Genomic DNA, 15,202 nt, shown 5'->3' with positions numbered 1-15,202 from the left:
GTCTAGCCTTGCTGCTGCATCCGCGCGGCGCGCTGGCGCTGCATGCGGCGGATGGTCTGATCGAGGGTGGAGAGGAAGGTGGAGCGGTCGCGCGGCGTGAACGAGCGCGGCCCGCCGGTGACCTCGCCGGACGAGCGCAGATCGGTCATGAGGTTGCGCACGGCGAGCGTCATGCCGATCGACTCCTCGGTGAACGCCTTGCCGTTCGGCGCGATCACCGCGCTGCCGGCCTTGACGCAGCGGCTCGCCAGCGGAATGTCCGCTGTGATGACGACGTCGTCGGCGCCGGCGCGCTCTGCGATCCAGTCGTCCGCGGCATCCATGCCGCTGCCCGCCGCCACGCGCGTGATCAGGGGATCCTCGGGCACGCGGATGAAGCCGCCCGCGACCACGATCACTGGCAGGCCGTGGCGGATCGCGACGCGATAGATCTCGTCCTTCACCGGACAGGCGTCGGCGTCGACATAGATCGTGACAGGGGCGAGCTCGGCGGTTTCGGTCGTCATCTGGCGTTCTGCTGGGGGTGGCCGGTTGGTACCCCATCGCCAGCCAAATTGCGAGCCAAACGCTGGCCTTGCCAGGACCTTTCCGGCCGTTACCATCGCCCGAAAAGGGTCAAAGGGAGGCAAGGATGGCAGACGGAATCGCGACCTATGCGGTCGAGGCGTTCAACACGGCCAAGCAGTCCGAGAACAAGATGCACGATGACAGCGTGGCGCGCCGGTTCGGCTTCGCGGGCGGCCTCGTGCCCGGCGTCGAAGTGCTGGCCTATATGCTGCATCAGCCGGTTGTGCGCTGGGGCCGGGCATTCCTGGAGCGCGGGCTGATCGAGGCGCGGTTCACCAAGCCGGTCTATGACGGCGAGATCGCCGAGGTCAGGGCGGAGGAGGTCGGCGACGGGCTCAGCCTGGAGGTCGTGAGTAAAGGTGAGATCTGCGCCACCGGTTCCGCGTCGCTGCCCGCGTCAGCGCCCGACATCGCTCTGGCCGAATATCGAGAGGTTCCAGCCGCGGCGGTGCGGCCGCTCGTCAGCGCGGAGTCGTTCGCTGTCGGCAGCTGGCTCGGCACGGCGGCACGCGCGTGGCCAGGGCAGGCGGCCACCGCCTATCTCTCTGAGATTCGCGAGCGCGATCCGATCTATGCAAACGAGCGGCTTGGTCACCCGGGCATGTTGCAGAGGGTGATGAACCGGCTGCTGGTCGACAATGTCGTCCTCGGCCCCTGGATTCACGTCGGCAGCCGAATGCAATTGCTGTCGGCGATTGCAGAAGCCGACGAGATCACGGCGCGTGGCCGGGTGGTCGCGAACTACGAGAAGAAGGGCCACCGCTTCGTCGAGATCGATGCGCTGGTGGTCGCCAATGGCGACCGCCCACTCGCGCATTGCCATCACGTGGCGATCTATCAGCCGCGCGCGCAGGCGGCCGCCTAGCGGACGGACTTGGCAAGAGGCACGCGGCATCCAAAAGACAGCTGTCATGCTCCGCCTGCGCGGACGATGACGGCGAAGTTCTGGGTACGCTGCTTGCCCCACACTCCCGTCATTGCGAGCGCAGCGAAGCAATCCAGAGTGTTGCCGTGGAGGCAGTCTGGATTGCTTCGCTACGCCGCTACGCTCGCAATGACGTGGAGAGGGCCCCACGGCCCGATCGACAGTCCGTAGCCCGGATGCGCGCACGCCGGCGCCCAGCGGGTGCAGGCGGGAGCGACATCCGGGCTCACCGACACAGCCCGTGAGACCCCGCATATCGCTGCGCTCATGCGGGCTACGGGCTTTTCGTTTGGCAATGAGATGTTTTCGCCTCATCGCGAGCGAAGCAGCTACGCCGCGGTCCTCGCCTTGCCGTCCTGGATCGCGCGCCAGAGCTTTTCGGTGGTCAGCGGCATGTCGAGATGCTTCACGCCGTAGTCGGACAGTGCGTCGATCACCGCGTTGATCACGGATGCCATCGAGCCGGCGCAGCCGGCTTCGCCGCAGCCCTTGGTGCCGAGCGGGTTGGACTTCGCCGGCACCGGATGGTTGTCGACCGTCATCATCGGCACGTCGGAGGCGCGCGGCAGCGCGTAGTCCATCAGAGATCCCGTGATCGGCTGACCGCTCTCGTCGTAGCGCAGATGCTCCATCAGCGCCTGGCCGATGCCCTGGGCGACGCCACCATGGAGCTGGCCGGCGACGATCATCGGGTTGATCACCGTGCCGAAATCGTTGATCGCGGTGTAGGCGACGATCTGCGCGACGCCGGTGTCCGGTTCGATCTCGACCTCGCAGACATGACAACCATTGGGGAACGTCGATTCCGTGACTGTCGAGTTGTGGTCGACGTCGAGCGAGGCCGGCACGCCGTCGGGCATCTTGCGCTCGCGCAGGCGGCGCGCCAGCTCCATGATGTCGATGCTGCGATCGGTGCCGGCGATGGTGAACTGGCCGCCCGCGAACTCGATGTCGGCTTCCGAGGCTTCGAGCAGATGCGCGGCGGCCTGCTTGCCCTTGGCAATCACGAGCTGTGAGGACTCGACGATGGCCTGGCCGGTCGCGGTGATCGAGCGCGAGCCGCCGGTGCCGTTGCCGAACCGCACGAGATCGGAATCGCTCTGCTCCAGCCTGATCTTCTCGAACGGCACGCCGAGTTGCGCCGACAAGACCTGCGAGAACGGAGTCGCGTGGCCTTGGCCGTAGTCCAGCGTGCCGGTCGTCAGGGTCACGCCGCCATCGGCGTCGAAGGTGATCTTGCCGAGCTCGCCCGAGGGCGGCGCGGTCACCTCGAGATACGAGCCGACCGCGATGCCGCGCAGCTTGCCGTTCTTGCGGCTCTCGCGCTTGCGCTTGGCGAAGCCGGCGTAGTCGGAGACCTGCAGTGCCTTCTCGAACACCGCGGCGAAGTCGCCGGAGTCGTAGGTGACGCCCGACGCGGCCGGGAACGGCATCTGGCTCGGCTTGATGAAGTTGCGCTTGCGGATGGTGAGACGGTCGATGCCCATCTCGCGCGCGGCGGTGTCGATCAAGCGCTCCATGAAGTAGTTGGCCTCGGGACGGCCGGCGCCGCGATATGCGCCCATCAGGGTGACGTTGGTCAGCACGGTCTTGATATCGACGCCCAGCAGCGGCGTCTTGTAGACGCTGGCGAGGTTCTTGCCGGTGTTGAGCGACAGCGGCAGCGGTGCGACGCCCATGATGTAGGCGCCGAGATTGCCGTAGCCGGACAGTCTCACAGCGAGGAACCGGCCGTCGGCGTCGAGCGCCAGCTCGCCATGGATGATCTGATCGCGGCCCTGGCTGTCGGACAGGAAGGCGGTGGTGCGCTCGTCGCGCCATTTCACGGGGCGGCCCAGCTCTTTGGCGGCGTGCAGGATGCAGACATATTCGGGATAGGAGACGTTCTTCATCCCGAAGGAGCCACCGACATTGGTGGTGAGGATGCGAACCTTGTCCGGCGCGACGTTCAGAATCTTCGCCAGCGTCGCCTTGTTGCCGGACACGCCCTGGGTCGGCACCTGCAAGGTGAAGCGCTCGGTCTTGCCGTCGAACGCCGCGAGCGCGACGCGCGGCTCCATCGACACCACGGCGACGCGGGTGTTGACGATGTCGAGCTTGGTGACGTGCGCGGCCTTGGCGAAGGCCTCTTCGATCTTGGCCGTGTCGCCGTAATGATAATCGAGCGCGACGTTGTTGGGGATATGGTCATAGAGCTGTGGCGCGCCGGGCTTGGCGGCTTCCTCGGCATTGGTGACCGCGGGCAGGGGCTCGATATCGAGCTCGACCGCCTCGGCCGCGTCGCGGGCCTGGGCCGCGGTCTCCGCCACCACGAACGCAATGGGGTCGCCGACGAAGCGGACCTTGTCGGTGGCGAGCGCCGGCCGGTTGGTCTGCAGCAGCGGCGAGCCGTCCCGGCCCTTCAGCGGCAGGCCGCAGGTGAACGGGCCATAGTTGGCTTCGGCGAGGTCGGCGCCGGTCCACACCCCGAGCACGCCGGGCATGGCCTTGGCGGCCGCGGTGTCGATCCTCTTGATGATGCCATGGGCGTGGCTGGAGCGCACGATCCAGGCATGGGCCTGGCCGGGCAGGTTGAAATCGTCGGTATATTTGCCGTGACCGCGCACCAGCGTGTCGTCCTCCTTGCGCCGGACCGGCTGCCCGACGCCGAATTTCTGCAGCGCGATCGCGTTTTCGAGGGAGGCCGGGGAGGTGTGATCTTGCATGGATGAGGACCCAAGGGGCTGAATTGGTCGCAAATGCGGGCTGTTCCCAGATAGTGCAGCGCCCGCGGCCGGACAACGGTTGATTAGGAATGGTGCATCACGCCTGATGGAGGGGCTGTTGCGCCGGCGCTATCCACTGATAATGTCTCACGAAAGAGAACTTCCATCTGGGCCGGTTCGGCCAGCGGAAAGACATTTGAATGATCAATGACACGCGGCTGCGGGAGAGTCCCGCGCCGCGCGGGAACTTGGAGCCCGGCTTGCGTCCGGGTCTGGACGTCGCGACGCCTTCCTGCGCCAGCAATGGCAGCAGCGTCTACGCGGCCCTGGACCTCGGAACCAACAATTGCCGGCTCCTGATCGCCTGTCCTTCGGGCGACAGTTTCCGCGTGGTCGACTCCTTCTCGCGCATTGTCCGGCTGGGCGAGGGCATCTCGACCACCGGCTGCATCAGCGACGCGGCGATGGATCGGGCCATCGCGGCGCTCAGCATCTGCCGGGACAAGATCCAGTCGAAGAAGGCCAGGCGCCTGCGGCTGATCGCGACCGAGGCCTGCCGCGCTGCGGCCAATGCCGAGGGGTTCCGCAGCCGGGTTGCGGCGGAGACCGGCATCGAGCTCGAGGTGATCGACCGCGAGACCGAGGCGGCGTTGGCCGTCAAGGGCTGCGCGCCGCTGCTCGATCCCGGCGGGCGAGGGGCGATCCTGTTCGACATCGGCGGCGGCTCCAGCGAGTTGGTCCGGATCGAGCGCGATGCGGGCGACCGCAACGCCGAGCCGCGGATCAAGGCATGGATGTCGATCCCGCTCGGGGTCGTGACGCTGGCCGAACGGTTCGGCGGCCGTGACGTGACGCCGGAGATCTATGCCGCCATGGTCGAGGCCGTGGCCGAGCATGTTGGCCCGTTCGCGGCCGAGAACGGCGGCGATCTCGCCGGCATGCATCTGCTTGGAACCTCCGGCACCGTGACGACGCTGGCGGGCATCCATCTCAACCTCGCGCGCTACGATCGGCGCCGGGTCGATGGCATCTGGATCAACGACGCCGACATCACGACGACGATCGGCAGGCTGCTGGCGATGAGCTACCAGGAGCGCGCCGAGAACAATTGCATCAGCATCGACCGCGCCGATCTCGTTCTGGCGGGCTGCGCCATTCTCGACGCCATCCGCCGGTCCTTTCCGCTGCCGCGCCTGCGCGTCGCCGATCGCGGCCTGCGCGAGGGCATGCTGGTCGAGATGATGCGCGAAGACGGCGCGCTGCGCACGGCGTAGCGACTTCACCCTCCCCTGGAGGGGGAGGGTGACCTTTGTAGTTCCGCCAGACCTCGAGCGTGGACGGATTTTCGCCTCCCGCGTCTGGTCACGACGACCGAGAAACACATGGCAAAAGACACCACCGGCCGCATGCATGTGCAGGTCAAGACCGGAGGCAAGCGCAAGCTGTCCTCGAAACTCTGGCTGGAGCGCCAGCTCAACGATCCCTATGTCGCGCAAGCCAAGCGCGACGGCTATCGCTCGCGCGCGGCCTACAAGCTGCTCGAGATCGACGACAAGCATCATCTGCTCAAGCCCGGCATGACGGTGCTCGATCTCGGCGCCGCGCCCGGCGGCTGGAGCCAGATCGCGGCGCGCCGGGTCGGGGCCGAAGCCGGGAAGGGCAGGGTGATCGCGATCGATCTGCTGGAGATGGGCGAGATCCCCGGCGTCACCTTCACCCAGCTCGACTTTCATGCCCAGGATGCGCCCGAAAAGCTCCGCGCGATGCTCGGCGGGCGTGCCGATGTGGTGATGTCGGACATGGCGGCCAACACCACCGGCCACCGCAAGACCGACCAGTTGCGCATTGTCGGTCTCGTCGAACTCGCCGCGCATTTCGCCAGCGAGGTGCTCAAGCCGGGCGGCAGCTTTCTCGCCAAGACGTTCCAGAGCGGCGCCGATGCCGACTTGATGGCGCAGCTCAAGCGCGATTACGCCAGCGTCCGTCACGTCAAGCCGGCGGCGAGCCGGCAGGATTCGTCGGAGCGCTACGTGCTGGCGATGGGGTTCCGCGGCGGAGAGCAGGCCGACCTGTTGTAATGGCGTCATTGCGGCCTTGACGCCCTGGCGATACAGAGCAGGGGCAATCACCGTCTCGGGAATCGGCCTGGGCCGGCGAGACGTCGATTCCGGAGGTCCTGCATGCGTGTCCTCAACTGGAGCGCCCTCGCGCTGGGTTTGGCGGTCGGGTCCGTCCTATCGGGCTCTGCTCACGCCCAAGCCTACGATCCGCGCTATCCCGTGTGCATGAAGGTCTATGAAGGCGGCCGGTTTGGCGGTGGCGAGTGGATCGACTGCAGCTATACGTCGCTGCCGCAATGTCGCGCGACGGCGTCGGGCCGTGCGGCGATGTGCGACCTCAATCCCTTCTACGCCCCGCCGTCGCCTCCGCCGCGCCGCGCGCATCGGCGGCATCGCTGAAACATTTCATGACGGAACGGCCGTTGCCGTGCCGCAATCGAACTGAAGATTCGAGACCCTCGTATCCATCGGGCTGCCGTGATGCCGCATCGTTTCATCGTCGCGATCGTGATGCTTCTGCTGCTGGTGCCCGCGATCGCGTCCGCGGCGCCGTCGCACAAGCGCAAGGCGCACCGTTGGCAGGGCTATGGCTTCCTGCCCGGCTACAAGCAGCCGCCCAACAACAGCCTGCCGCTCTATGCCGACAAGGAGGCCATGCGCAACGGGCCGCGCGGCAGCCGCCGCCATTGGTATATCGACGGTACGCCGAAATACATGCTCTACAACGGCGAGTGGCATTATTTCGGCCAGCCCGGCTTCTATCGCGGCCATTACAATGGCGGCAGCTTCGGCCCGTGCTGGACGCGGACGCCGGTGGGGATGGTCTGGACTTGCGGTTAGGCCGCTCCTCCCACAACCGTCTCGTTCTCCCAAGGCTGCTGCTGCAACGCGGGCGACGGCGCGAGCAATCCCGTCTGGACAGCGGCCGCATTTCCCGCTGAAATGCCGTTCCTCAGAGGCAAAAGAAACGCGAGCCGTTCGTTCGGCCGACCGTGGAGGACCGCTTTGAATTCGTTCTGTACGCGCCTGTTCGGCGCGGTCGTCGCTTTGACTGTGCTTGCCGGTACTCCAGCCTTCGCCCAGCAACTCGAGTTGAAGGTCATGGCGCCGGCCGCGCCCGGCGGCGGCTGGGACCAGACCGCGCGGGCAATGCAGCAGGCCTTCGTGGCGTCGGGTGTGGCACGCAGCGTCCAGGTGACCAACGTCGCCGGCGCCGGCGGCACCGTCGGCATCGCGCAGTTCGTCACCGGCGCCAAGGGCGACGGCAACCAGCTGATGGTCAACGGCTTCGTGATGGTCGGCGCGCTCGCCATGAACAAGTCGCCGGTGACGCTGGAGCAGGTGACGCCGATCGCGCGGCTGACCGAGGAGATCCAGGTCATCGTCGTGCCGGCCGCATCGCCGATCAAGACCGCGCAGGATCTCGCCGCGGCGCTGAAGGCCGACATCGCCAAGGTCACCTTCGCCGGCGGCTCGGCCGGCGGTGTCGATCACGTCATGGCCGCGCTGTTCGCCGGCGCCGTCGGGGCCGACGCCAAGAAGGTCAACTACATCCCGTTCTCAGGCGGCGGCGAGTCGCTGGCGGCGATTCTCGGCGGCAAGGTCACCGCCGGCATTTCCGGCCTGTCCGAGTATGACGGGCAGATCAAGAGCGGCAAGCTGCGCGCGATCGGCATATCCTCGGAGAAGCGCATTCCCGGCGTCGACATCCCGACCTTCAAGGAGCAGGGCATCGATCTCGTGCTCGCCAACTGGCGCTCGGTCGTCGCTGCGCCCGGCATTACGCCGGAGCAGAAAAAGACGCTCAGCGAGGCCGTCGAGAAGATGGTGAAGTCGGATTCCTGGAAGGAGATCCTGAAACAGAAGGGCTGGGATGACGCCTATCTTCCGGGTGACGCCTTCGCCGAGTTCCTGAAGAAGGAGAACGTGCGCGTCACCGACGTGCTGAAGTCGGTCGGCCTCGTCAAGTCATGACGACGGAGCGCGCCGGCACCGAGACACCCGCCTCGGGAGGCGTCGACAAGGCCGGCATCGTCATTGCGGCGCTCCTGGCGGCCGTCGCGCTCGTGCTGGTCTACGACGCCAATCAGATCCCGGCGACCACGATGTACGGCATGGGCCCGCAGGTCATGCCGGTCGTGATCGCGATCGGGCTCGGCATTCTTGCACTGGCCAATCTGATCGATGCCGTCAGAGGCAACCTGCCGCCGCGCGAGAGCTCCGATCCGGTCGCGGTGCTGCTCATTCTTGTCGGACTTGCGCTGCTGATCGCCATCATCGGCTTCGGCGGCGGCTTCATCCTGGCGACGACGGCGCTGTTCGTGACGACGTCGGCGGCGTTCGGCCGGCGCGCCTTTGTCACCGATTTCGTCATCGGCGCGGTGCTGACGACCACGATCTATCTCGCCTTCGACCGCCTCCTGACCTTGAGCCTTCCCGCCGGTCCGCTCGAAAGACTGCTCTGATGGACACCTTTGCCGCGCTCGCGCATGGGATGGCGATCGCCGTCCAGCCCATGAACCTGCTCTATGCGCTGGTCGGCGTGTTCCTCGGCACCGCCGTCGGGGTGCTGCCGGGCATCGGGCCGGCGCTCACGGTCGCCCTGCTGCTGCCGGTCACCTACAAGCTCGATCCCGGCGGTTCGCTGATCATGTTCGCCGGCATCTACTATGGCGGCATGTATGGCGGATCGACCACCGCGATCCTGATCAACACGCCTGGCGAGAGCGCCTCGATGGCGACCGCGCTCGAGGGCAACAAGATGGCCAAGGCCGGCCGCGGCGGCCCGGCGCTGGCGACCGCGGCGATCGGCTCCTTCGTCGCAGGCACCATCGCCACGATCGGTCTCGCCTTCCTGTCGCCTTACCTCGTCGACATCGCTGTGCGCTTCGGGCCGGAGGACTACTTCGCGCTGATGTGCGTCGCCTTCGTCACGGTGTCCGCGACCTTCGGCGATTCACCGATCCGCGGCCTCACCAGCCTGTTCATTGGTCTCACGCTCGGCCTCATCGGCATCGACAAGCTCACCGGGCAGGCGCGGCTCGCCTTCGGCGTGCCGGAGCTGCTCGATGGCGTCGAGGTGACGACCTTGGCGGTCGGCCTGTTCGCGGTCGGCGAGGCGCTCTACGTCGCCTCGCGCCGGCATCATACCGAGGAGAAGATCGAGGCCATCAAGGGCTCGTTGTGGATGACGCGCGAGGACTGGAAGCGGTCGTGGAAGCCGTGGCTGCGCGGCACCATGTTCGGCTTTCCAATCGGCGCGCTGCCGGCGGGCGGGGCGGAGATCCCGACGTTCCTGTCCTATTCTGCCGAGCGGCGCCTGACCAAATATCCCGACCAATTCGGCAAAGGCGCGATCGAAGGCGTCGCCGGCCCTGAGGCCGCCAACAACGCTTCTGCCGCGGGCACCTTGGTGCCGCTGCTGACGCTCGGCCTGCCGACGTCGGCGACCGCCGCGATGATGCTCGCCGGCTTCCAGCAGTATGGTCTCAACCCGGGCCCGCTGTTGTTCGCCGAGCGGCCCGACCTGGTCTGGGGCCTGATCGCGAGCCTGTTCATCGCCAACACGATGCTGCTCGTCCTCAACCTGCCGCTGGTCGGCCTGTGGGTGAAGCTGCTCGCGATCCCGACACCATGGCTCTACGCTGGCATCCTCGTGTTCGCGACCATGGGCACGATCGCGGCAAAACCGTCGGTCGTGGAACTGTCGATGCTGGCCGGCTTCGGCGTGCTCGGCTTCCTGATGCGCCGGTTCGATTTCCCGATTGCGCCCGTCGTGGTCGGGCTCATCCTCGGGCCGATCGCCGAGAGCCAGTTGCGGCGGGCGCTCGCGATCAGCCTTGGGGACCCCATGACCCTGCTGCAGTCGCCGATCTCTGCAACGCTTCTGGTCGTCGCGCTGATTGCTCTGATCGCGCCGTTCATCTTGAAGGGACTCGGACGCTTCAAGGCGAATGAGGATTGAGTGCGGCCGCAAGCGGAAACCGCGCCATCGCACTGCAACATAACGTGACCGGAGGTGAGCGCGGAGATCGGGCACAGCTTGAAACGATGTGCCCGCGATCTGGTTTGGGTTGAGCCATCGAGACCGGAGCCTGGAACTCCGGATCAGCCGAGGAAGCGTCTTTCGGGGCGTGTCACCCCAAACCGAAAGAGACCTGATGACCGATCGCTTCGATGACGGTTTCAAGCCAGCCCCCGCGCAACGTCCCGCCGCTCCGAAGACCGCAACCCAGCCACAGCGCCATCCCGTGATCCTCAGGGTGTCGGCGCTCGGCGTGGCCGGCATCCTCTCGGCGCTGATGCTGACCGCGGTGGTGCCGCCGATCGTGGCCGACCAGTCCGATCGCGCCGTGGTCGATGCGCCGGTGATGCTGCTGACGTCCCCGATCGCGGGCCAGGTCGATTCGCTCACGGCCAAGCCGGGTGGCGAGGTTCGGTCCGGCGACCGCCTCGCAGAGATCACCAATCCGCGGCTCGACCGCGCCACGCTCATCTCGCTGGAAGAAAAGGCGGGCGACGCGCGTCAGAAGCTCGACGCCACCCGCGCCAAGCATCAGTCCGACGTCGCTTATGTCAGCTCGCTCGATCGGGAGATCGCGAGCCAAGCCGGTCAGTTGAAGGCGCAGTTGCAGTCCCAGATCGAGGAGCTGCGTGCCCGCGTCGCGCAGTCGAACGCGCAGAGCAGCGAGAAGAAGGCCATCGTCGACCGCCAGAACCGCATGGTCGCGCGCGATGCCGCCAGCGTCGAGATGCTGAAGCCGACCGAGCAGCAATATGCGGCGGCGCTGCACGACACCGATGCGCAGACTGCCAAGCTGAACCAGAAGCTGACACAGCTGAAGGCGCTCGACGCCGGCGTCTATGTCGGCGAGGATCTGGTCGCGCTGAACATGCTCAGTCAGAAGCGCCGTGACATCGATCTCGATGCAAGGCGGATGGAGATCGAGGAGAAACAGCAGGCGGCCGTGCTCGATGATCTCGAGGGCCTGATCAAGTCGGAGCGCGCGCGGCTGGCGCGGCTCGCTGCCGCGGACGTGCTCTCGCCCGGTCCCGGCAAGGTGCTGGCGGTGGGCGCCGACACCGGACGCCACGTCAGCGCCGGCGATACGATCGCCTCGGTGGTCGATTGCGACAAGCGTTTTGTGGTCGCGATCTTCTCCTATCGCCAGGGCGAAGCGATGAAGCCGGGCACCAAGGTGCGCATCGATGGCGGCGGCTTCCATAGCGGCATCGTCAGCGCCGTGCTGCCGAAGACCAGCGACAAGGTCGACGAGCGCTTTGCCGTGCCATTTCCGCAGACCGAGCGGCGCGAGCTCTATGTCATGATCACACCTGATGCTGCCGACGAAAAACCGGCGGCGCAGCCGACCTCCGCGGCGACACCGGCCTGCACGGTGGGGCAGTGGGTCACCGTGACGCGCGACAATGGCATCGTGCCGTCGATGTCGGTGACATGGCGCCGGCTCGGCCACCTCGTTGCGTCGCTGACCGACCTGGACCCGTCTGAGCCGGACGAAGCGACGCGCCGTGCCGGTGTCACCAAGCTCGACTCCGCCTTGCGGTCGCACCCGGCGCAGCAGCCGGTATTGGACGAGCAGTGGCTTCCGACGGCGCGCGCGGTCTCGGCACAATGAGGCTTCTCTCCATGATGATGGCGGTGATCGCTCTGCTCGGCGGCGCATCGCCGATGCGGGCCGAGACTTCGCTCTGTGCGGGACTGGTGCAGGCCGTCGAGCCTGGCCTCGCCGGCCGTGACGCGGCGTTCATTCGCAGCTACGAGCCGGGTGCCGACGAGGAGGGGCTGCCGCTCGGCCTTTCGACGACGGCGTTCACCTATGACAACGCTCTGGCAGCGATCGCGCTGGTCGCATGCGGTCGCACCGACGAGGGCCGCGTGATCGGCAACGCGCTGGTGCATGCCGCCGCTCATGATCGCACCTTCGGCGATGGGCGCCTTCGCAATGCCTATCGCGCCGGTCCTGTCGGCCCCGGGGCGGCGCTGCTGCCGGGCTGGTGGGACGACCAGAAGAAGATCTGGGGCGAGGATGCCGCGCAGGACGGCACCGCGACCGGCAACGTCGCCTGGGCAGCGCTGGCGCTGCTGACGCTGCATCAGGCGACCGGCGAGGAGGACTACTTGTCCGGCGCGCGGCGCCTGATGGACTGGATCATTGCCAGCGCATCGAACGGAGCGGACGGCTTCAGCGGCGGTTATCACGGTTACGATCCGCAGCAGGTGCGCCTCAGCTGGATGTCGACCGAGCATAATGCCGATGTCTACGCCGTGGCCTCCTGGCTCCATCGTATCACATTGGAGCCGCGCTATCAGGATGCCGCGCAGACGGCGCGCCGCCTGCTCGATCGCACGTTCCGCGGCGATCGCTTCCTGCTCGGCACCAAGCCCGACGGCCACCTCGCCGACGACAATCTGCTCGCGCTCGACGTGCAGCTCTGGCCGTGGATGGCGGTGACGGATGCGCCCGACTGGCGCAGGGCGCTGCGCTTTGCCGAAACTCATCTTGCCGTCGACGGAGGCTTCGATTTCAACGGCGATCGCGACGGCGTCTGGGTCGAGGGCACCGCGCAGGCGGCGCTGGCCTATCGCATGGCCGGGGATGCCGCTGCCAGCGAGGAGCTGCTTGCAGGGTTGCGTGCCGACCGCACGGCAACGGGACTGCTGAACGCGACGCGCAACGCGCGCCTCACCACGGGTCTGTCGATCGACCCGACGGGCGCGACCACCATCCAGGACTTCTTCTACTACAAGCGCCCGCATCTCGGTGCTACCGCCTGGGCCGTGCTCGCCGAGACCGGCTGGAATCCTTTCACCGGCGCAAGGGTCCCCTGATGTTTCCGCTCCCCAGCAATGACGCCTCGGTGTTGACCACCGATCTCGGAGTCCTGCTCGGGCTCCTCGTGATGGCGCGTCTGCTCGATCCGACGCGCCGGCGCGACCGCCTGCTGTTCGGCGCTACCGCAGCGTCGTTCCTCCTGATCTACACGCTGTGGCGCTGGCACGACACGCTGCCGGTGTTCGACCTGACCCTGCAGGCGCTGTGGCCGCGGCTGTTCATCACGCTCGAGATCGTGGCGATCTCCTACACGCTGATGTCGATTCTGATCTTGACCCGCAGCGTCGACCGCTCGGGACAGGCCGACGCCGCGCAAGCTGCGTTGGCCGCACGGGGCGAGCAGCCGGCCGTGGACGTGTTCATCTGCACCTATGACGAGCCCATGGAGATAGTCGAGCGCTCGATCCTCGCCGCGCTCGCGCTCGACTATCCCAACAAGACCGTCTGGGTGCTCGACGACACCAGGCGCGATCGGCTCCGCGCCTTCTGCGACGAGGTCGGCGCGCGCCATCTGACGCGGCCCGACAACAAGGGCGCCAAGGCCGGCAATCTCAACAACGCGCTTGCGGCGACGGCGCAGCTATCGAACGCGCCGGTGATCCTGGTGCTCGATGCCGACTTCGCCCCGCGCCGCGACTTCCTCCAGCGGACGGTCGGCCTGCTGCTGTCCGAGCCCGATATCGCCGTCGTGCAGACGCCGCAATTCTACTACAACCCCGATCCGTTCCAGCACAATCTGCTGGCGTCAAGCCACTGGGTCGACGACCAGCGCTTCTTCTTCGACGTGTTCCAACCGGCGAAGGACGCCTGGGGCTGCGCGTTTTGTGTCGGCACCTCCTTCGTCGTCCGCCGCGAGCGGCTCATGGAGATCGGCGGCTTCCCGCACGCGGCGATCTCCGAGGATCTCAACCTCACCTACACGCTGCTCAAGCGCGGCCATCGCACGGTCTGGCTGAACGAACCGCTCAGCTTCGGCCTCTCGGCGGAAGGCGTGCCCGAATACATCACCCAGCGCGCCCGCTGGTGCCTCGGCACGATCCAGGTCGCGCTCTTGCGCGATGGTCCGCTGCGCAGCCGCGGCTACAGCTTCACCCAGCGCTGGCACTTCCTGCATGGCGTGCTCAACTGGGCCTGCAAGCCGTTCATGGTGCTGCTTCTGATCGCGCCGCCGATCTACTGGTTCGCCGGGCTGCCGGCGTTCGAGGCCGACTATCTGTCGTTCCTGCGCTACGGCGTGCCGGCGCTGCTCGGGACGATTATCTACATGGGCTGGATCTCGCGTTCCAAGACCCTGCCGCTGTTCATGGAAGCGACCCATGCAGTGACCTGCTTTGCCGTCACGGCCACCTTGCTCAGCGCGCTGGTCCGGCCGTTCGGCCGCCCCTTCAAGGTGACCGACAAGGGCGGCGACCGCTCCAAGCCGCGCGTCCACGGCAAGCTCGCCGCGATCTTCGGCGCGATCGCCGCGAGCTCGGCGGCGGCCATCGTCTGGGCGTTCGTGTCGCCGAATGCAGCCAGCGAGGTCTCGTCGATCGACTACTTCAATCTGTTATGGGCCGGCATCGCGATGCTGATCGCCTTCATCGCGTTTCTCGTCTGCTTCGAGCTGCCGCGCGGCGAGGACCTGTTTCCGAGCGACGAGGCGGGCTGGCTGGCGCAGAGCGGCGAGGTCGTGCCGTGCAAGATCGAGGCGCTGTCGCTGTCGTCGGCCCGCGTGGCCGGTCCACCGCATCATCACATGACCCGGCCGGGCACCCGATTGCCGCTGCATCTCGACGGCCTCGGATGGCTCGAGGCGTCGGTCGAGGCCGTCTCCAGGACGACCACGCATCTGCGCCTGCAGCCCGACGAAGCGCAACGGCGGCAATTGGTGGTCCGCCTGTTCAGCTCATCCCGCGGCGTCATCACCGATCGCGCCCGCCTGCGCGGTGCGCTGGCAGGGCTGGCGCGACGCGGTTTCGTCGGGCGGTGAGTTGCCGATCGTGCTGTCGGGTAGGCAGAGAGGCCGCCACAGGCGGCAGCGGGCCCCCCGTCGAACCGCGCACTTGGACGCGAGACGGTGGCACGGCGTTACCTCGAGCTCGCCTCGGA

General features: G+C 67.0%; 13 protein-coding genes. 11 read left to right on the top strand and 2 right to left on the bottom strand.

The annotated features are described in order from the left end of the window. Window positions 1–2: 2 nt before the first annotated feature. Complete coding sequence (locus tag ACQR1E_RS04350; RefSeq protein WP_315714429.1) at window positions 3–506, bottom strand: YaiI/YqxD family protein; 504 nt, start codon at window positions 504–506, stop codon at window positions 3–5. Window positions 507–631: 125 nt separating this feature from the next. Between ACQR1E_RS04350 and ACQR1E_RS04345 the strand changes: the two genes are divergently transcribed. Continuing rightward, window positions 632–1,432 (top strand): hypothetical protein, encoded by an 801-nt coding sequence (locus ACQR1E_RS04345; RefSeq protein WP_315714428.1) that lies wholly within the window; start codon window positions 632–634, stop codon window positions 1,430–1,432. Window positions 1,433–1,821: 389 nt separating this feature from the next. On the opposite strand, the gene ACQR1E_RS04340 is transcribed toward ACQR1E_RS04345, so the two are convergent. Further along, a complete protein-coding gene (locus tag ACQR1E_RS04340; RefSeq protein WP_434862989.1) occupies window positions 1,822–4,197 on the bottom strand; it encodes a xanthine dehydrogenase family protein molybdopterin-binding subunit in 2,376 nt (791 codons plus the stop codon). Between the two features lie 200 nt (window positions 4,198–4,397). Here ACQR1E_RS04340 and ACQR1E_RS04335 point away from each other — a divergent pair, with 200 nt between their 5' ends. From ACQR1E_RS04335 to ACQR1E_RS04290, 10 genes are all read left to right on the top strand, one after another. Beyond that, the gene (locus ACQR1E_RS04335; RefSeq protein ID WP_315714425.1) at window positions 4,398–5,471 is read left to right on the top strand and encodes a Ppx/GppA phosphatase family protein; all 1,074 of its coding nucleotides are present in this window, start codon (window positions 4,398–4,400) and stop codon (window positions 5,469–5,471) included. Between the two features lie 108 nt (window positions 5,472–5,579). Then, window positions 5,580–6,275, top strand: a complete 696-nt coding sequence (locus tag ACQR1E_RS04330; protein WP_315714424.1) for an RlmE family RNA methyltransferase — start codon at window positions 5,580–5,582, stop codon at window positions 6,273–6,275. Between the two features lie 102 nt (window positions 6,276–6,377). Then, window positions 6,378–6,656 carry a DUF3551 domain-containing protein gene (locus ACQR1E_RS04325; protein WP_315714423.1) on the top strand — a complete coding sequence of 93 codons (279 nt, stop codon included), beginning with the start codon at window positions 6,378–6,380 and terminating at the stop codon, window positions 6,654–6,656. Between the two features lie 81 nt (window positions 6,657–6,737). Next, entirely contained in the window at window positions 6,738–7,097 is a 360-nt protein-coding gene (locus tag ACQR1E_RS04320; protein WP_315714422.1) for a hypothetical protein, read from the top strand. A gap of 165 nt (window positions 7,098–7,262) precedes the next feature. Continuing rightward, the gene (locus ACQR1E_RS04315) at window positions 7,263–8,231 is read left to right on the top strand and encodes a Bug family tripartite tricarboxylate transporter substrate binding protein (RefSeq protein ID WP_315714421.1); all 969 of its coding nucleotides are present in this window, start codon (window positions 7,263–7,265) and stop codon (window positions 8,229–8,231) included. Continuing rightward, window positions 8,228–8,722 (top strand): tripartite tricarboxylate transporter TctB family protein, encoded by a 495-nt coding sequence (locus ACQR1E_RS04310; RefSeq protein ID WP_315714420.1) that lies wholly within the window; start codon window positions 8,228–8,230, stop codon window positions 8,720–8,722. The genes ACQR1E_RS04315 and ACQR1E_RS04310 overlap by 4 nt, the downstream gene beginning before the upstream one ends. Beyond that, entirely contained in the window at window positions 8,722–10,221 is a 1,500-nt protein-coding gene (locus ACQR1E_RS04305; protein ID WP_315714419.1) for a tripartite tricarboxylate transporter permease, read from the top strand. Before ACQR1E_RS04310 ends, ACQR1E_RS04305 begins: the two co-directional genes overlap by 1 nt. Before the next feature lie 196 nt (window positions 10,222–10,417). Then, window positions 10,418–11,893 (top strand): HlyD family secretion protein, encoded by a 1,476-nt coding sequence (locus ACQR1E_RS04300; RefSeq protein WP_315749781.1) that lies wholly within the window; start codon window positions 10,418–10,420, stop codon window positions 11,891–11,893. 11 nt (window positions 11,894–11,904) lie between these two features. Further along, entirely contained in the window at window positions 11,905–13,107 is a 1,203-nt protein-coding gene (locus ACQR1E_RS04295) for a hypothetical protein (protein WP_409999261.1), read from the top strand. Further along, window positions 13,107–15,083 (top strand): glycosyltransferase family 2 protein, encoded by a 1,977-nt coding sequence (locus ACQR1E_RS04290; protein WP_434896723.1) that lies wholly within the window; start codon window positions 13,107–13,109, stop codon window positions 15,081–15,083. The genes ACQR1E_RS04295 and ACQR1E_RS04290 overlap by 1 nt, the downstream gene beginning before the upstream one ends. The last annotated feature ends 119 nt before the right edge of the window (window positions 15,084–15,202 follow it).

It is taken from the genome of Bradyrhizobium sp. HKCCYLRH1030 (assembly GCF_051168395.1).
In the GTDB taxonomy this organism is placed as follows: Bacteria; Pseudomonadota; Alphaproteobacteria; order Rhizobiales; family Xanthobacteraceae; genus Bradyrhizobium.
This window is presented reverse-complemented; position numbering and strand designations above follow the sequence as displayed.

Coding starts and splice junctions, on each gene's coding strand:
- ACQR1E_RS04350 (WP_315714429.1), bottom strand. CDS start 506: ATGACGACCGAAACCGCCGAGCTCGCCCCTGTCACGATCTATGTCGAC.
- ACQR1E_RS04345 (WP_315714428.1), top strand. CDS start 632: ATGGCAGACGGAATCGCGACCTATGCGGTCGAGGCGTTCAACACGGCC.
- ACQR1E_RS04340 (WP_434862989.1), bottom strand. CDS start 4,197: ATGCAAGATCACACCTCCCCGGCCTCCCTCGAAAACGCGATCGCGCTG.
- ACQR1E_RS04335 (WP_315714425.1), top strand. CDS start 4,398: ATGATCAATGACACGCGGCTGCGGGAGAGTCCCGCGCCGCGCGGGAAC.
- ACQR1E_RS04330 (WP_315714424.1), top strand. CDS start 5,580: ATGGCAAAAGACACCACCGGCCGCATGCATGTGCAGGTCAAGACCGGA.
- ACQR1E_RS04325 (WP_315714423.1), top strand. CDS start 6,378: ATGCGTGTCCTCAACTGGAGCGCCCTCGCGCTGGGTTTGGCGGTCGGG.
- ACQR1E_RS04320 (WP_315714422.1), top strand. CDS start 6,738: ATGCCGCATCGTTTCATCGTCGCGATCGTGATGCTTCTGCTGCTGGTG.
- ACQR1E_RS04310 (WP_315714420.1), top strand. CDS start 8,228: ATGACGACGGAGCGCGCCGGCACCGAGACACCCGCCTCGGGAGGCGTC.
- ACQR1E_RS04305 (WP_315714419.1), top strand. CDS start 8,722: ATGGACACCTTTGCCGCGCTCGCGCATGGGATGGCGATCGCCGTCCAG.
- ACQR1E_RS04300 (WP_315749781.1), top strand. CDS start 10,418: ATGACCGATCGCTTCGATGACGGTTTCAAGCCAGCCCCCGCGCAACGT.
- ACQR1E_RS04295 (WP_409999261.1), top strand. CDS start 11,905: ATGATGATGGCGGTGATCGCTCTGCTCGGCGGCGCATCGCCGATGCGG.
- ACQR1E_RS04290 (WP_434896723.1), top strand. CDS start 13,107: ATGTTTCCGCTCCCCAGCAATGACGCCTCGGTGTTGACCACCGATCTC.